General features: G+C 58.0%; 11 protein-coding genes. 6 read left to right on the top strand and 5 right to left on the bottom strand.

What is annotated here, in order from left to right; translation table 11 throughout:
* Positions 1-218: 218 nt before the first annotated feature.
* Positions 219-1,562, bottom strand: a complete 1,344-nt coding sequence (locus tag Q0K10_RS12420) for an ammonium transporter (protein ID WP_294507544.1) — start codon at positions 1,560-1,562, stop codon at positions 219-221.
* A gap of 30 nt (positions 1,563-1,592) precedes the next feature.
* On the bottom strand, positions 1,593-1,934 hold the full coding sequence (locus Q0K10_RS12415; RefSeq protein ID WP_294507542.1) for a P-II family nitrogen regulator: 342 nt from the start codon (positions 1,932-1,934) through the stop codon (positions 1,593-1,595).
* 258 nt (positions 1,935-2,192) lie between these two features.
* Here Q0K10_RS12415 and Q0K10_RS12410 point away from each other — a divergent pair, with 258 nt between their 5' ends.
* The 6 genes from Q0K10_RS12410 (at position 2,193) to Q0K10_RS12385 (ending at position 11,718) form a co-directional block, all read left to right on the top strand.
* Entirely contained in the window at positions 2,193-3,236 is a 1,044-nt protein-coding gene (locus Q0K10_RS12410) for a glycosyltransferase (RefSeq protein WP_294507540.1), read from the top strand.
* A 206-nt stretch (positions 3,237-3,442) separates the two neighbouring features.
* Positions 3,443-4,201, top strand: a complete 759-nt coding sequence (locus Q0K10_RS12405; RefSeq protein WP_294507538.1) for a type II secretion system protein — start codon at positions 3,443-3,445, stop codon at positions 4,199-4,201.
* Positions 4,202-4,218: 17 nt separating this feature from the next.
* Positions 4,219-5,337, top strand: coding sequence for a LacI family DNA-binding transcriptional regulator (locus Q0K10_RS12400; RefSeq protein ID WP_294507536.1), 1,119 nt, complete (start codon positions 4,219-4,221; stop codon positions 5,335-5,337).
* Positions 5,334-7,037, top strand: coding sequence for a glycosyl hydrolase family 28-related protein (locus Q0K10_RS12395; RefSeq protein WP_294507534.1), 1,704 nt, complete (start codon positions 5,334-5,336; stop codon positions 7,035-7,037). The genes Q0K10_RS12400 and Q0K10_RS12395 overlap by 4 nt, the downstream gene beginning before the upstream one ends.
* 8 nt (positions 7,038-7,045) lie before the next feature.
* Positions 7,046-9,103, top strand: a complete 2,058-nt coding sequence (locus Q0K10_RS12390; protein ID WP_294507532.1) for a hypothetical protein — start codon at positions 7,046-7,048, stop codon at positions 9,101-9,103.
* 29 nt (positions 9,104-9,132) lie between these two features.
* Positions 9,133-11,718, top strand: a complete 2,586-nt coding sequence (locus Q0K10_RS12385; protein WP_294507530.1) for a hypothetical protein — start codon at positions 9,133-9,135, stop codon at positions 11,716-11,718.
* Between the two features lie 53 nt (positions 11,719-11,771).
* Here Q0K10_RS12385 and Q0K10_RS12380 read toward each other — a convergent pair whose 3' ends face one another.
* The 3 genes from Q0K10_RS12380 to Q0K10_RS12370 form a co-directional block, all read right to left on the bottom strand.
* Complete coding sequence (locus tag Q0K10_RS12380; RefSeq protein ID WP_294507528.1) at positions 11,772-14,684, bottom strand: hypothetical protein; 2,913 nt, start codon at positions 14,682-14,684, stop codon at positions 11,772-11,774.
* A 40-nt stretch (positions 14,685-14,724) separates the two neighbouring features.
* On the bottom strand, positions 14,725-15,453 hold the full coding sequence (locus Q0K10_RS12375) for a type II secretion system protein (RefSeq protein ID WP_294507526.1): 729 nt from the start codon (positions 15,451-15,453) through the stop codon (positions 14,725-14,727).
* A gap of 113 nt (positions 15,454-15,566) precedes the next feature.
* Positions 15,567-16,652 (bottom strand): GntR family transcriptional regulator, encoded by a 1,086-nt coding sequence (locus Q0K10_RS12370; RefSeq protein WP_294507524.1) that lies wholly within the window; start codon positions 16,650-16,652, stop codon positions 15,567-15,569.
* Positions 16,653-16,765 lie beyond the last annotated feature (113 nt).

Genomic DNA, 16,765 nt, shown 5'->3' with positions numbered 1-16,765 from the left:
AGTATCACATCTTTGAGAATCAGCCTCTCTCATTTCATAATCGCTGCATCATTCCTTTTTACCATAGCAACTGTTTGTCGATTGCAAGTTCCCAACCGGATTCTCCGACATATTCCGTCTCCCCGGATGCCGCAAAAAAACGGGAGCCGGTTGTCCATGCCGGTTCCCGTCCGAATCGCCGGGACGTTCAGGAGCACTTCCCGGCTCTCCGCGGAGAATTACTGATTGCTGAAGAACTGGAATCCCGGATAAGCCTCCATTCCATGTTCCCCGAGGTCGAGTCCGCGCAACTCCTCCTCCTCGGACACCCGGATCCCCATCGTGTGCTTGAGCACCCAGAAGATCAGGAACGCCGCCGGGAATGCCACCACGCCGACCGCCAGCACGCCGACCAGCTGCGTCCAGAAACTGTATCCGCACTCCGGAAAGGCGAAGATGCCCACCGCAAGCGTTCCCCAGATTCCATTGACCAGGTGAACCGAGAGCGCACCGACCGGGTCGTCAAGCTGCAGCCGGTCGAACATCAGAACCGCCGGAACCACAATCACACCTCCGACCAGACCGATGATGATCGAGGAAGTCGGGCTCACGCAGTCCGCACCCGCCGTGATCGCAACCAGTCCGGCCAGACAGCCGTTCAGCGTCATCGAAAGATCCGGCTTGTGCAGGAAGAACATGCTGCAGAGCATCGCTCCAAGCACCCCCGCCGAGGCCCCGAACATCGTCGTGCACAACACGAACGAAATCTTTGTCGGCTCCGCCGAGAGGATCGAACCGCCGTTGAACCCGAACCAGCCGAGCCACAGACAGAACACACCGATCGTCGCCAGCGGCATGCTGTGACCCATGATCGGCATCGCGCGGCCGTTCACATATTTCCCGATCCGCGGTCCAAGCAGAATCACACCCGCAAGCGCGGCCCAGCCGCCGACGCTGTGCACGAAGGTCGAACCGGCAAAGTCATGGAAATTCATCCCCGCGAGCCAGCCGCCGCCCCAGCCCCAGGACCCGATCACCGGGTAGACGAGCATGACATACACCAGCGTGAACACGAGAAACGCCTTGACTTTCACCCGTTCCGCCACCGCGCCCGAGACGATCGTCGCAGCGGTCGCGGCAAACATCCCCTGAAAGAAGAAGTCCGCCCAGTAGGTGAAGTGTCCGTTGTACGACATCGCCTCGGCGATCGTCGCATCCGGATTCGCTCCCATGCCGAACCCCGCAAATCCCAGAACCTTGCCGATTTGCCAGGCATCTCCGGGGTACATGAGGGAAAACCCCATAACCGCGTAGGTCAGAAATCCGATCGCCGGAACCAGCGTATTCTTGAACAGAATGTTCGTGCAGTTCTTCGCCCGGCAGAGTCCCGACTCCACCGTCGCAAAGCCGAGGTGCATCAGAAACACCAGCATACCGCCGATCAGCACCCAGAGGTTGTCAACATAAAAAAGCGCCTGCTCCACCGTTGCCGCCGGCTCAGCGGCGGCCTCTTCCGCGGCAGGAAGCGCAACCGCGGCAAACAGCAATGCCGCAGTTGGAATGATTTTCCACTTATTTCTCATGATTCCATTCTCCTTCCTGTACTCTTCGGATCATCCGATCGCTTCCGGGCCGTGTTCGCCGGTGCGGATCCGGACGCAGTCCTCCATCGGCAGAACGAAGATCTTACCGTCTCCGATGTGGCCGGTCCGGGCTCCGGCAACGATCCCTTCGATGGTGGTTTCGACGTAGTCGTCGTTCACTCCGATCGCAAGTCGTACTTTTTTCAGCAGATTCACTTCGGAGATCGCGCCGCGGTACGCCTCAACGTACCCCTTCTGCTGGCCGCAGCCGAGCGCATTGCTGACCGACATCTTGAAAATGCTGCGCTTGTAAAGCTCCTGCTTGACCGCATTCAGCCTTTCCGGTTTGATGTAGGCGATGATAAGTTTCATAAACACCTCCTGGTTGTTTCGGGTTCGGTACATGTAAAGCAAAAGGCGTGCCAGAATGAAAAAGGACGCCTTCCCCGCCCGAAAAATCCCATCCTCGTGCTCGTCATTTTCAGAGAGCTTTACAATTTTGTTCAAACCGGACCGACATACGACAAAAATTGTAAAACTCTCTTCCCGCCGCCAGGTTGAAAAAAAACCGCAGCGGAGCTATGTTACCCGGATGACGCAATCGTTACCACGAAAAAAGCGGAGAATACAGTGGCGGAGGAACTCGGAATCTACACCCGGTACGGGCGGCGCGGCGCATCGAGCCGGCTGCGCTATTTCGACTACCGGAATGCGTTTAAAACGGCCGGATTTGCGCCGCATTTCCACTCGTTCTTCCCGGACGCCTACCTGAAACGGCTCTATGCCGGCGGCGGCAAGTCGCGTCTGCTTGCGGCGGAGGCGCTTCTGCGGCGGTTGACTTCGACTGCCGTGCACCTGCCGAAACGGCTGCTCATCGAATATGAACTGTTTCCGGAGCTCCCGTTCGGCGTCGAATCGTATTTTCTGCGCAACCGGCGTTATGTGCTGAATTTCGACGACGACGTCTGGCTGAAATACGAAGGCAGGGGCGCTCTCGCGGAAAAATATGACCTTCTGATCGAAGGAGCCGCCGGTGTGGTCTGTGCGAACGATCTGCTGCTTGAAAAGGCGCGCAGACACAATGCGAATGTCATCAAGATCCCGACGGCGGTCGATCTGGATGCCTTCCCGAAGCAGGCGCGGAAGTTTCCCGACTTCACGATTGCGTGGATCGGGACTCCGGTCACGTACGAATATCTCGAACGTCACACCGAGGCGTTGCAGTCGATGGCGCTGGCGGTTGATTTCGAGCTGCTGGTCATCGCGAAGAAAAGTCTGGGACGGCGGGCGATTCCGGGGGTAAACATGCGCTTCGCTGACTGGTCGGAAGCGAAGGAGGGCGAACTTCTCGCCCGCTGCCACGTCGGGATCATGCCGCTCCCGGCGGACGACCCGTTTGCCGCCGGGAAGTCCGCGTTCAAGCTGATCGAATATCTTGCTGCGGGACTCCCCGCGATCGCCAGTCCGGTCGGCGAGAACCTTCGCGTGCTGCGCGACGGCGAAACCGGTTATCTCGCGGAAACTCCGGAGGAGTGGACCGACGCGCTGATCCGGCTGAAGGACGACACCGTCCGCGGCCGGTTCGCCGCCAACGCCCACCATCTTGCATTCGAATACTCCCAGCAGAAATTCGGCCCCGTCTACGCACAGTTCCTGCGGGGCTGCCTGTACTGACCGCCCCCCGCCGAATCCCCGCCGGAACCGGTCTGAGAAACGGGAATTTTCCCTTTTTTTTGGTTTCAAGCCTTGACTTTTCCGAAAAAATGGTCCATAATTAATAGCAAAAGGAATAGTCCAATTCAAAAAAAAATAGAATGGCCATAATTGGATTGAATCAACTGCAATCCGAAGTCGGACAGAATCAGAAGGAGTCGAGAATCATGAAACAGATCGCCGCGCCCGAATCCCGCCAAACCGGAACAAACCTTCTTAAACCATTTACATTGATCGAACTTCTGGTTGTAATTGCAATCATTGCGATTCTCGCCTCCATGCTGCTGCCCGCGCTGAATCAGGCGCGGGCCCGGGCGAATGCGACGGCCTGTCTGAACAATCTCAAGCAGATCGGTCTGGCGGATGCGCAATACATCAACGATTACGATGGCTGGCTCTACGGGCCGGACTTCAACGCGCCGGAACCGGGAACCGGAACCATGGAAGGACCGTGGACACTGGCGATGATCAATCTCGGTTACTTCCCGCAGCAGCAGGACAACCGGAAATGGATGCTCAGCTGCCCGTCGGTCAATCCATTCGGGATCTACCACTCCTCACGCTCCTACGCGAAACGCGGCATCGAGGCGAGCTACAACAACAATCAGAACGCCTACTGGTTCTATGCGGGGACGTTCCGCTACAAAGCGGCCAACGAGGGGCAGCAGGAAAGTGAACTCGCAACGGTGGAAAGCACCACGCCATCGGAATTCGTAACCACATTCGACAGCTGCCAGTTCACAGGCGACCAGGGCTACACCCAGTATTTCATGGCAGCATACGACTGCTTCGGTTTGAATCACAACCTGCGCGGAAATGTGCTTTTGTATGACGGCCACGTGGAAAGCGGCCGGAAAAAGTACAAAGTGTTCAACAGCGGTCGCACTCCGAACAACCCCGAAATCAATACGGAACTCGCAGATTGAACCTCAGGAGATCGAAGATGGAATCGACGCTCTCGCCTCAATCTTCCGCCGCGATGAAAATCACGCTGCGGGAATATCTGCGGACCCTCAAGGTGGGAACACGGCTTCCCGCGGAACGCAAACTCGCCGAACAGTACGGCTTCAGCCGCGCCACCATGAGCAAGGTTCTGGCGGAACTCGAGCAGGAAGGACTCGTCGCCCGGCAGGTCGGCCGTGGAACATTCGTGATGCCCCGAGATGCGATTGCCGTCCCCGCGTTTGCCCCGACAACGCAGAAGGAAGTGCTGCTGGTCTATCCGGATTTCTTCTCGTTTGAAATCTGGAACGAGATTCACCATCTCGAACTGGCCGCCATGCAGCAGGGATTCCGGCTGAACCACCTCCGCGTCCAGCCGGAGTCGGAACTTGACCTTCTCTTCCGGCTCACGGAACAGAACAAAAATATTCAGGCAGTCATCTTCATTGCCGGAATTCCCCTGCGCCGAACGCTCCTCGAACGGCTCGACAATCTGGGTATGCCGGTCATATTCATCGGTAAAATCGAACATGTGGAACTTTATCGGAACTGCCACAGTGTGTACGGCAACCACTTTCTTGCCGGTTACGGAAAACTCGAAATGCTCGTGCGCAACGGACATCGCCGCATCGGACTGGTCAACAACGAACCGTCGACCCCCGCCTTTCAGGAGAATATGCAGGGACTCAAAGAGGCGGCGCGCAATTACAAACTGCCCTGGCGCACACTCGTGCAGCCGGACAGCAAAGTTGAATACTGGCAGGACTCCATGGAAAGCGGTTATGTTCAGACTCTGGAAGTCATGCGGAAAGCACCCGATCTGACAGCACTGGTGGTGGATACCACTTCCGGTGCGCTCGGCACGCTGCGTGCGCTCTACGAACGGAACCTGCGCTGCCCTGACGACGTGAGCATCGTGACAGCCCTCGCACACGCCGGAATTGAATGTTACACCTGCCCGAAACTCACAACCCTCGTGACTCCGGTCGAAAAACTGTGCCAAACCGTAACGGCGATCATTCATGGACACGGCGATCCAACCTTGCGGGAGCACCGGGTCGATCCGGTGCTGATCGAGCGGGAAAGCATACGCAATCTGAACGAAAAGAGCTTCAAATGAACCGAATTATCCATCTGATTCTTCCGGTCGTTTTCACGGCGGCCGGACTTCAACTCGCGGCCGCCGCACCCGGCGGCATCTTCCCCTGGCGGACGCTTCAGGCCGAAAATGGAGCAACCAACGCGGAAAAGATCGGCCCATCCAGGGAAGCCGGAACGTTCGCTGCGGAATGTGTCGGACGGCGCGGTGTCAAGTTGAACCGGACCGGGGATTACGTCGAATGGATCGCACCGGCAAAAGCCGACGCCGTCGTGATCCGCTGTGCGGTTCCCGACGCCCCCCGTGGCGGCGGGATCGATTTCACACTGAGTCTCTACATCGACGGCGGGCATCGTTGTGATCTTCCGCTGACCAGCCGTCATACATGGCTTTACGGAAAGGAATCCGATCCGGTCGACGATCCTGCCGCGCAAAAACTCCCCGGAGGCACAGCGTTCCATTTCTTCGACGAAACCCGCGCCAGAGTCGGCGAAATTCCAGCGGGAGCAAAAGTACGGCTTCAAAAGGACGCCGGCGACACGGCCGCATTCTACGTCATCGATCTGCTGGAACTCGAAAAAGTTCCGCCTCCGCTGCCCCGTCCGGCAGGTTCGCTTTCTCTCTGCGACTTCGGCGCGGCCGGAGATGGTGTTCAAGACGATACGGAAGCGCTCCAGCGTGCGCTCACCGCGGCCGAAGCGACGGGAAAAATCCTCTATCTTCCACCGGGGGAGTATCGGACCAGCCGGGGATTCCGGATCAAATCCGTTAAAATTCAGGGAGCCGGGATGTGGTATTCGACCATCCGCAACCGTCGGAGCGACCTCTCCGTCAAAAGTCCCGGGGTCGGATTCGGCGTCCTTGGGACAAGCACGCTGAAGGATTTTGCGATCTTCGGCGACGGGACCTGCCGCAAGGATGAGGAGTTCGCCCTCTGGGGGACCTGGGGAAAGGGGTCCCTCGTGGAGAATCTCTGGATCGAAAAAACCCAGGTCGGACTCTGGTCCGGGCGGGACAACGAACCGGCTTCGGAGGGGTTGACTGTTCGCAACTGTCGATTCCGCAACGTCTTCGCGGACGCGGTAAACCTCTGCGCCGGAACCCGGAACGCCGTGGTGGAGAACTGCCACGCCCGCGGGACCGGAGACGACGCCTTCGCGATCTGGTCCGCGCCGCGCGGACTCGGTCCCTGCACAGGAAACGTCTACCGGAACTGCACGGCGGAAGTTCCGTGGCGCGCCCGTTGCTTCGCGATCTTCGGCGGTGTCGACAACCGCATCGAAAACTGCCTCGGACGCGATACGCTGACCGACAGCGGCATCAATCTCTCCTCCCAGTTCGACGCGTGGCCTTTCGGCGGAACGACCGTCGTGAAAAATCTGCTGCTGGAGCGTTGCGGAGGCTGGTTCTGGGGGAACCGCCCTTACGGAGGAATCTTCTTCCAGGCGGCAAAGCGGGATATCACTGGAAAGATTCTGCTTGAAGACGTCGTCGTCCGGGAGAGTTCCGCCGCCGGGATCTCCATCAGCGACGGCGAGAGCCGCCTTCAGAACATCACGCTGCGGAATGTGCATTTCGAGGGTGTCGGCGATTACGGAATTGACGTGTTTCCGCATGCCATCGGCGAAATCGTACTCGAAAACTGTACATTCGAATTGAAAGGAGCCGCCCCGCTTCGGCAGCGCTCGCCCGAAACCTTCCTGATCCGAAAGAGAAAGTGAGTCTCTTCATGGAAAATCCCGACCGAGCCGGGCAGCTGACCCGCGAATATTTCAACGATCCCGACCTCGACCCGTGGATTCGGGAAAGCCGCGATCCGCTCCACCCGAACCGACGCGACGCATTCTGCGGCAACGGGCTCATCGGGCTGCGCGTACCCGCGGCGGGAGAACCATCGATCTATCCGGAGACGATCTGTGGAGACATGGTCCCCGGCGGAACCCTGATGTACCACGTGCTGGATGAAAACAGTCTGATTCCGATGTTCAACTTCCTCGGCCTCGTGCTGAAAGAGGGAGACACGGAATTCCGGCGCGACACGGCAAACTGGAGAAATTTCCGTCAGACCCTCGACTGGCGCACCGGCATTGTCCGCACCGTCTGCGACTGGACTCGACCGGGCGGAAGCATCCGGGTCGAGACGGAGATCCGGCTCTCGCGCGCCCGGCGGAATCTGGGCATTGTCCACACGACGGCGACACCGGATTTCCCCTGCGCTTTGCATTTCACCGACAGTGTTGACGGAACTTTTCTTGAAATGCTTTCCGGAGCGGCAACCTTTCCCCGGGCTCCGAAATCCGACCGGATTCGAACGTTCTACGCCGAAACCGGCCCCTTCCGACGGCTCGTGGCCGCTTCGACCGTCCTCGAATGTGTGCCGCAGCCGGAAACTCCGGAGAAATTCACCGCGACCGGAGCGGGATTCCGGCGGGAAACGACGTTCCGCGCCCTCCCCGGCCAAACCGTGAGCGTCCGAAAATTCGCCGCCCTTGTGTCGGAACACGACTCGCCCGATCCGGTCAACTCCTCGCGTATGCTCGCCGCGGCTGCGGCGGATGATCCGGCGTCCGAGCGTTCGAGCCATTTCGAAGCGTGGCGCCGCCTCTGGGAGAGCGACATCGAAGTCGATCATCCGGGCCTGCAGATGGTGATTCACGCCTCGCTCTACGCGCTCTACTGCTGCCTCGCCGAGAGAACAGAAGCGGTGCCCGGGCCGACCGGACTGGCCGGAAACGCCTGGGGCGGCAGGATCTTCTGGGACGACGACCTCTGGATGTTCCCGCCCGTGGCGCTGCTGCATCCGGAACTCGGGCGCAACTTCGTCGACTATCGGTTCAAAACTCTGCCCGGAGCAAAACGCAACGCCGCCGCCCGCGGACTCGAGGGCGCCCAGTTCGCCTGGGAGAGCGCCGAAACCGGTGACGAAACCATTCCCGGCCTGATCTACGCCCGGCAGCATCACGTCAATTCGGATGTCGCTCTTGCGGCCTGGCAATATTTCCTGATTTCAGGAGACAAAACTTATCTGGAGGAAAAGGGCGCTGAGATCATCGTGGAATCGGCCCGATTCTGGACCTCCCGCGTTCATTGGAACAACGAACGGGAACGGTACGAAATCCGTGGAGTCTGCTGTGCCGACGAAAACGCGGGAATTCGCAACAACAACGCCCTTACCAATTTTGGAGCGGCCCACACCCTCCGATTGGCGGAGCGCGTCGCGGCGATGACCGGGCGCCCCGTTGACCCGCGCTGGCGGGAGATCGCGGACAAACTCTGGATTCCGGCCGAGCCGGAGAGCGGTCGGATCATTGAGCACGACACCTATTGCGGCGAAACGATCAAACAGGCCGATGCCGCGCTTCTGATCTATCCTTACGGGATGGAACTCTCAGCCTCCGCCCGACGTGCGACCATCGACTACTACAAGAGTCGTTACCCGGAAAACAAGATCATGATGGGTTCCGCGATCGACGGAATCATCGCAGCGGAACTCGGCGACGCGAAGGAGGCGTGGGAGGCCCTGCTCGATACACTCCCTCATTTCCATGCGCCGTTCCTGCTCGCAAGCGAGAGTCCCGTCAATGACCGTTTCTGCTTCATGACCGGTCTGGGCGGCGTGCTGCAGCTGGTTCTGGCGGGGTTCGCCGGACTCCGGATCACCCCGGAAGGAGTGACTGCGGCCTCCCATCTCCCGGAAAAAATTAACTCATTGAAAATCAAAGGGCTTCACAGTCAAGGCGACCGGTTCGACCTCGAAGTCGGGCCGGACGGCGTCCGGCGAATCTGATGTTTCCAACCAAGAAAGGTTTCGTACTCATGAATCAAAAATCCCTGTTCCGGGCGGCTCTCTGTCTGGCGGCCGTCCTCACACTCATGCTGCCGCGCGCCGGAGCCGCACCAATGCAGGGGCTGTCGAAAGAATCCTACGGTGCGCTGAAGGATCTCCCGGTCTTCATTCAGGAGTGGCATTTCTGGTGGGGATTCCCCTATCCCGACCGGCAGCAGACCTTCTCTCATCTGGACAGCACGCTCACGGCGGAACGGGAGCCGTGGCGGCTCTACTGGAACCGGAACGGCTATCCATTCCCCGGCCCCTACGACTCGGCGAATCCCGACATCATGCGCTGGCAGATCCGCTGCATGAAAGCCGCCGGATTCGAAACGGTTGCGGCGATGCTCCACCCCGAGTGGAGCGTCGGAACCGACTATATCCAGGAGGAGAACTCCAATCTCGTCAAAACCGCGCTCGACATCGCCGCAGAGGAGAAGTTCCCGATCTTCTTCATGGACGAAGTCGCCTTTCGAAACGGCTCTCCTGCGCAGAAGCCGGAGGTGATGGTTCAGCGTTTTGTCCGCTTCCTGAAACGTTACGGCAGCCATCCCGGTCTCTACCGGATCGACGGAAAACCGGTCATCTATTTTCAGACCTTCGGAATGAACATCACTCCGGAAGAACTCTCCGGGGTGTTCGACCGCGTGGAGGAACAGGCCGGTCCCGTCCACTGGATGATCTTCGGTGACGTGGCCCGGTTCAGCGGCGTGAAGAAACTTTGCAGCGTCGTCTGCGGGGCGAGCCTTCACCGGAAAAACGCCGCGACCCGCAAATGGCAGCTCGATTTTCAAGATCCGGCGCCGATCTTCGCCGCCGCCCGGAAGGCCGGAAAAAAAGTGGCCGACATGCAGTACGTGAAATTCGACGGAACCAGCCAGCCGCTGCGCCAGCCCGGCGTGCTCGCCTACGGCCTCGGAGGTCGGCGGCTCGAAAAGACCATGCTCGATTCGTTCCGCTCGGGCCCGGACTTCCTGATGGTGAGCTCCTGGAACGACTGGGAGGAGGGAACCACCATGGAACCCGGCTGGGACTTCGACGGCTTCACCGATGACCCCTACCTCTACTGCCGGGTTATGGCCCACCTGAAGGGGCGGGATTTCACGCCGCCCCCGCCTCCGCCGAAGGAGAGCGTCCATCCGACGATCCATGAGAAGCTCGGCTACGGCGACGGCGCCGGACCGCTTGTCGAATCGATCGAGCGCAGCAACAACCGCGGCGGAACGCTGACCGTAACCGTCCGCGACACGATCTCGGAAGTGACCGGACTCGAGGTGGTCTGGGAGGGGGATCTCTACTGGAAGGCTCCGCAGGGAAAAGAAGGTGCCGCCACGGGAAACCTGGCTCTCCAATCGAGCCGTCCCGTCAAAACCCGACAACTGCGCAACGTCTTTAACTTCACCCCCGGCCGGGCTGTCGACGTCGGCAATGCCGATCTCACATTCGACGCGCCGGAACTCAGAACGCTCGAGGACAATTTTCACATCGGCGTCGCGACGGTGTTCCGGCCGAAACAGCCGTTCGGCAAGCTCTTCGTAACCGTTCCGAACAAAATCGTCGTGAGACGGCTCGAGCCCAAGGGCGGCACGGAGGAGAACTACACCTTCAACTTCACCCCGCACGCCCGGAACGACCAGTTTCCGAAAGAGCTCTGGGATGGATGGCGCACCGTCGTCGGCGCGAATCCGCGCCCGGTCGACTTCAACAAGGGGGCTCTGACGCTGAAAGCGCCGGGTCAGCAACTCGGACAGCTCTCGATTCTGAGAGAGCCGAAGGAGGAACGAGTGTTGCGCAACGGAGTTCCGGTTCCTGGCTCCGACGGACGGCACAAGCGGTTCCACATCGTCGTTCCTGACGAGATTCTCGACCAGCCGGGCGCGAGCTTCGTCTGGCTTCGAGCCCGTGATGCGGCCGGGAACTGGGGCAGTCCCGTGCTGTACGCCTTCCCGAACTACGAGGAGTTCGACCGCAGCGCGCCGGACGACGAGGTGAAACCGCTGGAAGTGCCGGGAGCGCTTCTCGCTTCGAATTCCGCCTCTTCCAAAGGGTGGAAGGGGGATTTGAAGATCGACCGGGACTCCTCGTTCGGCACGGTGTTTCTGATCGGCAACGGCATGGCGGAAAAGCCCCTCGACCGGCCGCTCACCGGGAGTTTCGAACTCTCCTTCGACGTGATCCATCTGGAGTATCAGCGTCTGATTCTCGTCGGTCTGCTCGATGACGCCTCCCAAAACGGAATTCTCACGAGCTGGGACTCGGCGGCAGCGGACGCGCTCGAAGGAAACGGACTGGCCGGGATCCGTCTCGTGCAGGAAGATGCACCGCTGACCTGGGGAAAAACCGGCATCATTCTTGAGCAGAATGATTCCAAACACCCCGCGGTCAGCCCCGAGAAGATGGCGAAATTCGTGCTGACCTACGATGCGGCCACCCGTCGCGCCGTTCTCACGGTCGACGGCCGGAAAGTGGTCGAAACCGTGCTCAAGGAGCCGCTCGGAGCGCTCTCGAAACTGTATGTCCGCGGAAACGACACCCAGCTGCTGAACAACTTCGTCGTGCTTCCGCAAAAATGAACATCTGCCCGCCTCCGATGATGATCGGTTCTCCGGAGGCGGGCGGACAGATGTTACCTTGCGTAAAGCACCTTGACGTTGCGGATCAGATACGTGATGTCATCCGCATTGGAATTTATACCGATCCGCAGCTGGCGGATCCGATCCGGATCGAGCTGACCCTCGGAAAACGTGACGAACCGTTCCTCCCACTTTTCGGAGGGTTTCGCAACCGGCAGGTGAACCGTTTCGCCCTTTTCTCTCTGCGTTCCCATGACGGCCATCACCAGCATCTGCTTGACCTTGTCGGCCGGGAGCGCTTTCACCTCGAAGCTCAATCCGATCGCCCCCCGGAGAGACTCCTGCGGCAACTGCAGAATATACTCCGGATAGGTCCAGCGGTCGACTCCGGCCGGGAACTGCGTCCGGAAACGAATCCCTTTTTCCGCATGATCGTAGGTGATCGTCATTTTTCCCGACGAATTCTGCCGCCAGTTGCTGGGGTCATTTGTATCCGGAAGCGCAACTTTTCGACTCAATCCAGTGATCCGGCAGCATGGAATCACGGAAGCCGTAGCCTCCCGTCCCTCAAAGAGTCCGGAAATACGAATTTTGCCCTGAAGACTTTCATCCAGTTCCGGTACAATCACCAATGGCAGTTCCACTTTGCCAAACGCAGGAATTTTCACTTCATCCGGCAGACCGGAAACCTTCCCTCCGGAAATCACCACACGACCAGTTTTTTCCCGGTCCGAGAGATTGAATACCTGCAGTTTGAATGCAGCTTTGTCCTTTTTCACATCCACCCCGGTTTTGTCGCCGAGGAGTTCGAAGTCGTCGGAGAGCTCAGTCCGGAATACAATCGTTCGGTCATATCGGCCGCCGTCGTCATCTGCGCCTTTTTTCTTCCCCGGCAGAAACCGCTCCGTCGGTTCCAGAGCAGGGATTCCCGTCAGAATCGCCGGCATCCGGGTCGCCGTCAGCTTCAACGTTCCCTCCTTCGAAGCCGCGGTGAACGGCGTGCCGAACGCGTCGACACCTTCGAATGTTCCCGTCAGATTCAGCGTAAACTCCCGGGCTTTAGCGTCCTTCAGATTTATGACAGGAATCCCGCCTTCCGTGTCGATTTCAGACTCGCTCCAGAAAACGAGGCTCTTGCGCCCGGTCGGTTCACGATACACAAAGCCGCGAATCCCCTCCCCCAGCTTTCTCGTCCCTTCATATTGTGCGCTGCCGAGCTTGTCGGTCAGCGTCGCGAATACCGCAAAACCGGGCTTCACCGTATAGTCCCGCCGCATAAGTCCCCAATCCTTGTAGCCGTTACGTTCATTGTACGGAGACAGAACAAAGAAAAAGTCACGATCCACACCAAGCGACTGAAGAACAATCATCATTTTCGGAAGAAACTCCGCAACGATCATCTCCTGTTCCGGAGAATGGACCTTCAAACCAGTCATGTAGCTGTCAAGCTGCCCGTTTCCTTCCATACTGCTGCCGTTCTCAGTGAACCAGATCAGCCTGTCTGACACGTTATGGCGAGCCAGATGTGCCCGGATTCGTTCCAGCAGTTCGGGGCACTCCTGCGGCCTGGCGTAAGTGTGAATATTAAAAATGTCGAAATAATAGCCCGCATCACTCTCCATTACGGCATCTGAATACGGAGAAATATGGGTATGGGCATAGGCTCCGATGGCGACCGGCTGATCGGGGGCTCCCGCTTTAAAACCGAGGTATGCCGCTTTCAGAGCGGAAGCGTAATCCCATGCTCCCTCCGGGGCGAAACCGATATCCTGTTCATTCCAGAACTCCCAGTCCGCCATTTTTCCCCGAAACGTCTCGGCAACTTTCTTCGCAAAATGATAGGTTGCAAGCAAATCTCCCGGCAGATGAGTGGTATTTGTCCTTGCCCATTTCGGGGCATTGTGATACATGCCGGAAATCTTGATTCCCCGTTCTGCCAGCAATGTGGCATTGGTCATGTACTGTCTCCAGTCGAATTTGCCGGGTTCCGGCTCACATTCGCTCCAACTCAGGCGTTCCCGAACCATCTTCAATCCGGCACGGCGGGCAACCTCCGAAACGATCTCATACCCATTGCCGGGATGACGGTAATTGGCTGCGTTCGGCATTGCCAGCCAGCTTTGCGCGGAATCCAGCGCAAAATACATTTCCGGATTGCGCGGATAAGCCGCCGGATCGGGAACGACTGCAAAACTGCGGAAGCCGGAAAACTTCTGCCGGTCGGAGGCAAGTTCCAGAGTGTAGTATCCATTCGGCAGCGGTTCAAGCAGCAATTCCTGTTTTTCCTGCGGCCACGAACCGGATCGAATGGTCTCCCCTTTCCAGTTTTTCAGCGTCCACCGAGGCGCGGCGACTGCGAGCGGAGTAAGTTTGAACCGCAGCGGTTCCCCCTGAATGAACGCCGCCCCGGGAGCGTGTGCCGTCACCGCTTCCGCAGCGTCGACGGGCGGCTGTTCCGCGGGATCGCCGAGCACCTCGATGTTGCGAACGAAAAACGTCAGCTGCTCCGAACGGGGATTCATACCGATTCGCAGCTGGCGCACGGCACCTGGATTTTTCACCGCGTCGGCCAGCGGAATCGTGATTTGCTGATACTCCGGCTTCGGGGCAGGCAGCGGGAAATACGGCATCCCGTTTTCAAACATCACATAGGCACACTGGTATCCGGCATCCGGATTCTTCTGTTCAGCACGAAACTCAAACCGGATCGCCTGCGCTTTTTCGAGCGACTCCCCGGAACGCAACCGCAGGCGCGGATAGCACCAGAAATCGGTTCCCGGGGAAAATTCCGCGTCAAACCGGATCGCATTCTCCTTCGTATCTCTTGAAACAATCAACTTTCCGGAACTGTTCTTCTCGAACCGTTCCACTCGGTTCAACCCGGCCGACCAGGGCAAAACCAGAATCTCTCCCGCCATCAGAGCTCCTGCTGCAACGCAGGCAGCCAGACTTCCCAGTTTCTTCATCATCATCTTCTCAGCACTAGATCGAATATATTTTCAAAAATCAATTTGCGGCGTCAATCAGCTGGCCGCGTTCCCAATTGTTGCTGCCGTCCCGATAAACATTGTAGCTGCAGGTTCCGGCAGAGCCATCCGCCCTCGAAATAACCGTACACTCTCCGCTGTGACCGGGCGGGACCGTATCCAATCCCCTTCCCGCAGTCATGCAAATTGTTATCATTTCGCGCTTTAAACCGCCAAGTTTTTTTCCGAAACTGGGAAACGACCATTGAATTTGCGTTCCAGAATCGCGATGATACAGGTAATCACACCAGTTGCCGTACATCTGATTCCAACCATCTTCCGGTTGAGAAGGGCATTGCAATACCTCCGGCCGATTGTCACCAATCACCCGGTTTGCATAACCGCCGCTGCCTTTCCCCAGATATCCTCCCGCCGCAACAATTCCAAGTCCGACGTTTTTCAACGCTCCGCCGGAATTTTCCGAGAGAGAGCGCGGCTCTTCTGAACCGGTGACGGATTTGATCGTCGCCGGCAACACATCATGAAAGTCGCCGGCATACATGACTATACCGGAGATGATCTGCTTGGTATTGTTGATACAGCTGGTCGTGCGCGCCCTGCCCCTGGCCTGGTTCAGCGCCGGCAGAAGCATTCCGGCAAGAATCGCAATGATGGCAATCACAACCAGAAGTTCAATCAATGTGAATAAATGGATCGTCTTTTCCCTTCTTTCGCCAACAGGAAAATGATGATGAATTGCTTTTTTCATTTGAAACTCCTTGTTCTGTTTTGATTGCCGGAATCCGAAGACTCCGCGATTCTTCATTACTCACAATATCTCGGCAAACCAAAAGTCTGCCAAACCGGGAAATCCGCATTTGTTCACCGGCAATCCCCGCGATGGGCGGCGGCCAGGGTCTCTCCTGCGATCCACTCCGTTTTGATCCGAACGGTTCGAACCGGAGCAGTCGGGTTCTCCAGTCTCCACTGCACAAGTTTCATCGCTTTAAACGCCTGATCACACAACTGCACAGACAATGTTGCCGGGCGCGGATGATAAAATTCCGCTTCCTGCCGATCCCCGACTGTCAGCACCGACAAATCTTCCGGCACCCGCAATCCGGCCAGGTAAATGCCGGACAGAACCCCCCAGTAAAAACTTAAGGAGCAAATCACGGCGGTATATTGTTTGAGAATCTCTCTTTTCGCCGCCAGTTCACGGCGAATCGTGTAGTGCGCCAGCTCAAAACGTGGAATTTGAAAAAGAAACGAAGTTTCATTCACTTCCACATCGGGATGTTCCGCACGAAAAAAAGCCCGAAATCCACCGATGCCTGGATGCAATTCATCGCTGGTGTCCGCCATTTGATCAACCCGGATGATTCTGCGATGCCCGAGCGAATAGAGCTTCCCGGCAACCTCCGCAAGCCGGAGATCCGGCGGATAAAAGACGGAATCCGCTCCGTAGCTGGAGGCATCTTCTCCGCAGAACACGATCGGTTTCGTCCGTCCCTGAATCCGTCTGACCAGCGAATCCGGCAGACTGTGGATGTCCGAAACCGATGTGCACACCAGCGCATCGCTGTTCTGCCAGAGGTCGAGAATCGTCCGCTCGTCCCAGCTGCGCGCATATATGACCTTCATCAGCCAGTTCGCCTCCGCACACGCCCGGGAAATGTGCATGATGAAGTCCAGATTCTCCGGCGCGGACCAGGCCGGAATCACCACACCCAGCTGCTTTTGCACTTTCGCCTCGGAAATATCATCGCAGACGAACGTTCCGCTGCCGCGATTCCGCCGGAGCAACCCCTCCTCGATCAAACCGCCCACCGCCTTCCGCATCGTCATGTAGCTCACACCGAAATGTTCCGCAAGCTCCCGCTCCGGCGGCAGCACCGTCCCGCGCGCAAAATTACCGATCGCTATCTCCTTGCGAAGCTGCTCCTCCACCAGCTGAAATTTTGTCATCCGTTCCTGCAACATCCAATCCGCCGAATCTTTTTTAATATGTTATAGCAAAGTTCTATCAATATTATAGCAAAGTTCTATAACGATGTCAATAGCCGGAAGAATTTTTTTTG

It is taken from the genome of uncultured Victivallis sp., assembly GCF_944391105.1.
GTDB lineage: Bacteria > Verrucomicrobiota > Lentisphaeria > Victivallales > Victivallaceae > Victivallis.
The sequence above is the reverse complement of the archived record's forward strand: the minus strand, read 5'-3'. Positions and strand labels throughout refer to the sequence as shown.

Bases quoted from the DNA above. Each gene is read 5' to 3' on its own strand.
- Q0K10_RS12395 (WP_294507534.1), top strand. From the start codon at position 5,334: ATGAACCGAATTATCCATCTGATTCTTCCGGTCGTTTTCACGGCGGCC.
- Q0K10_RS12400 (WP_294507536.1), top strand. From the start codon at position 4,219: ATGGAATCGACGCTCTCGCCTCAATCTTCCGCCGCGATGAAAATCACG.
- Q0K10_RS12420 (WP_294507544.1), bottom strand. From the start codon at position 1,562: ATGAGAAATAAGTGGAAAATCATTCCAACTGCGGCATTGCTGTTTGCC.
- Q0K10_RS12390 (WP_294507532.1), top strand. From the start codon at position 7,046: ATGGAAAATCCCGACCGAGCCGGGCAGCTGACCCGCGAATATTTCAAC.
- Q0K10_RS12385 (WP_294507530.1), top strand. From the start codon at position 9,133: ATGAATCAAAAATCCCTGTTCCGGGCGGCTCTCTGTCTGGCGGCCGTC.
- Q0K10_RS12405 (WP_294507538.1), top strand. From the start codon at position 3,443: ATGAAACAGATCGCCGCGCCCGAATCCCGCCAAACCGGAACAAACCTT.
- Q0K10_RS12375 (WP_294507526.1), bottom strand. From the start codon at position 15,453: ATGAAAAAAGCAATTCATCATCATTTTCCTGTTGGCGAAAGAAGGGAA.
- Q0K10_RS12380 (WP_294507528.1), bottom strand. From the start codon at position 14,684: ATGAAGAAACTGGGAAGTCTGGCTGCCTGCGTTGCAGCAGGAGCTCTG.
- Q0K10_RS12370 (WP_294507524.1), bottom strand. From the start codon at position 16,652: ATGACAAAATTTCAGCTGGTGGAGGAGCAGCTTCGCAAGGAGATAGCG.
- Q0K10_RS12415 (WP_294507542.1), bottom strand. From the start codon at position 1,934: ATGAAACTTATCATCGCCTACATCAAACCGGAAAGGCTGAATGCGGTC.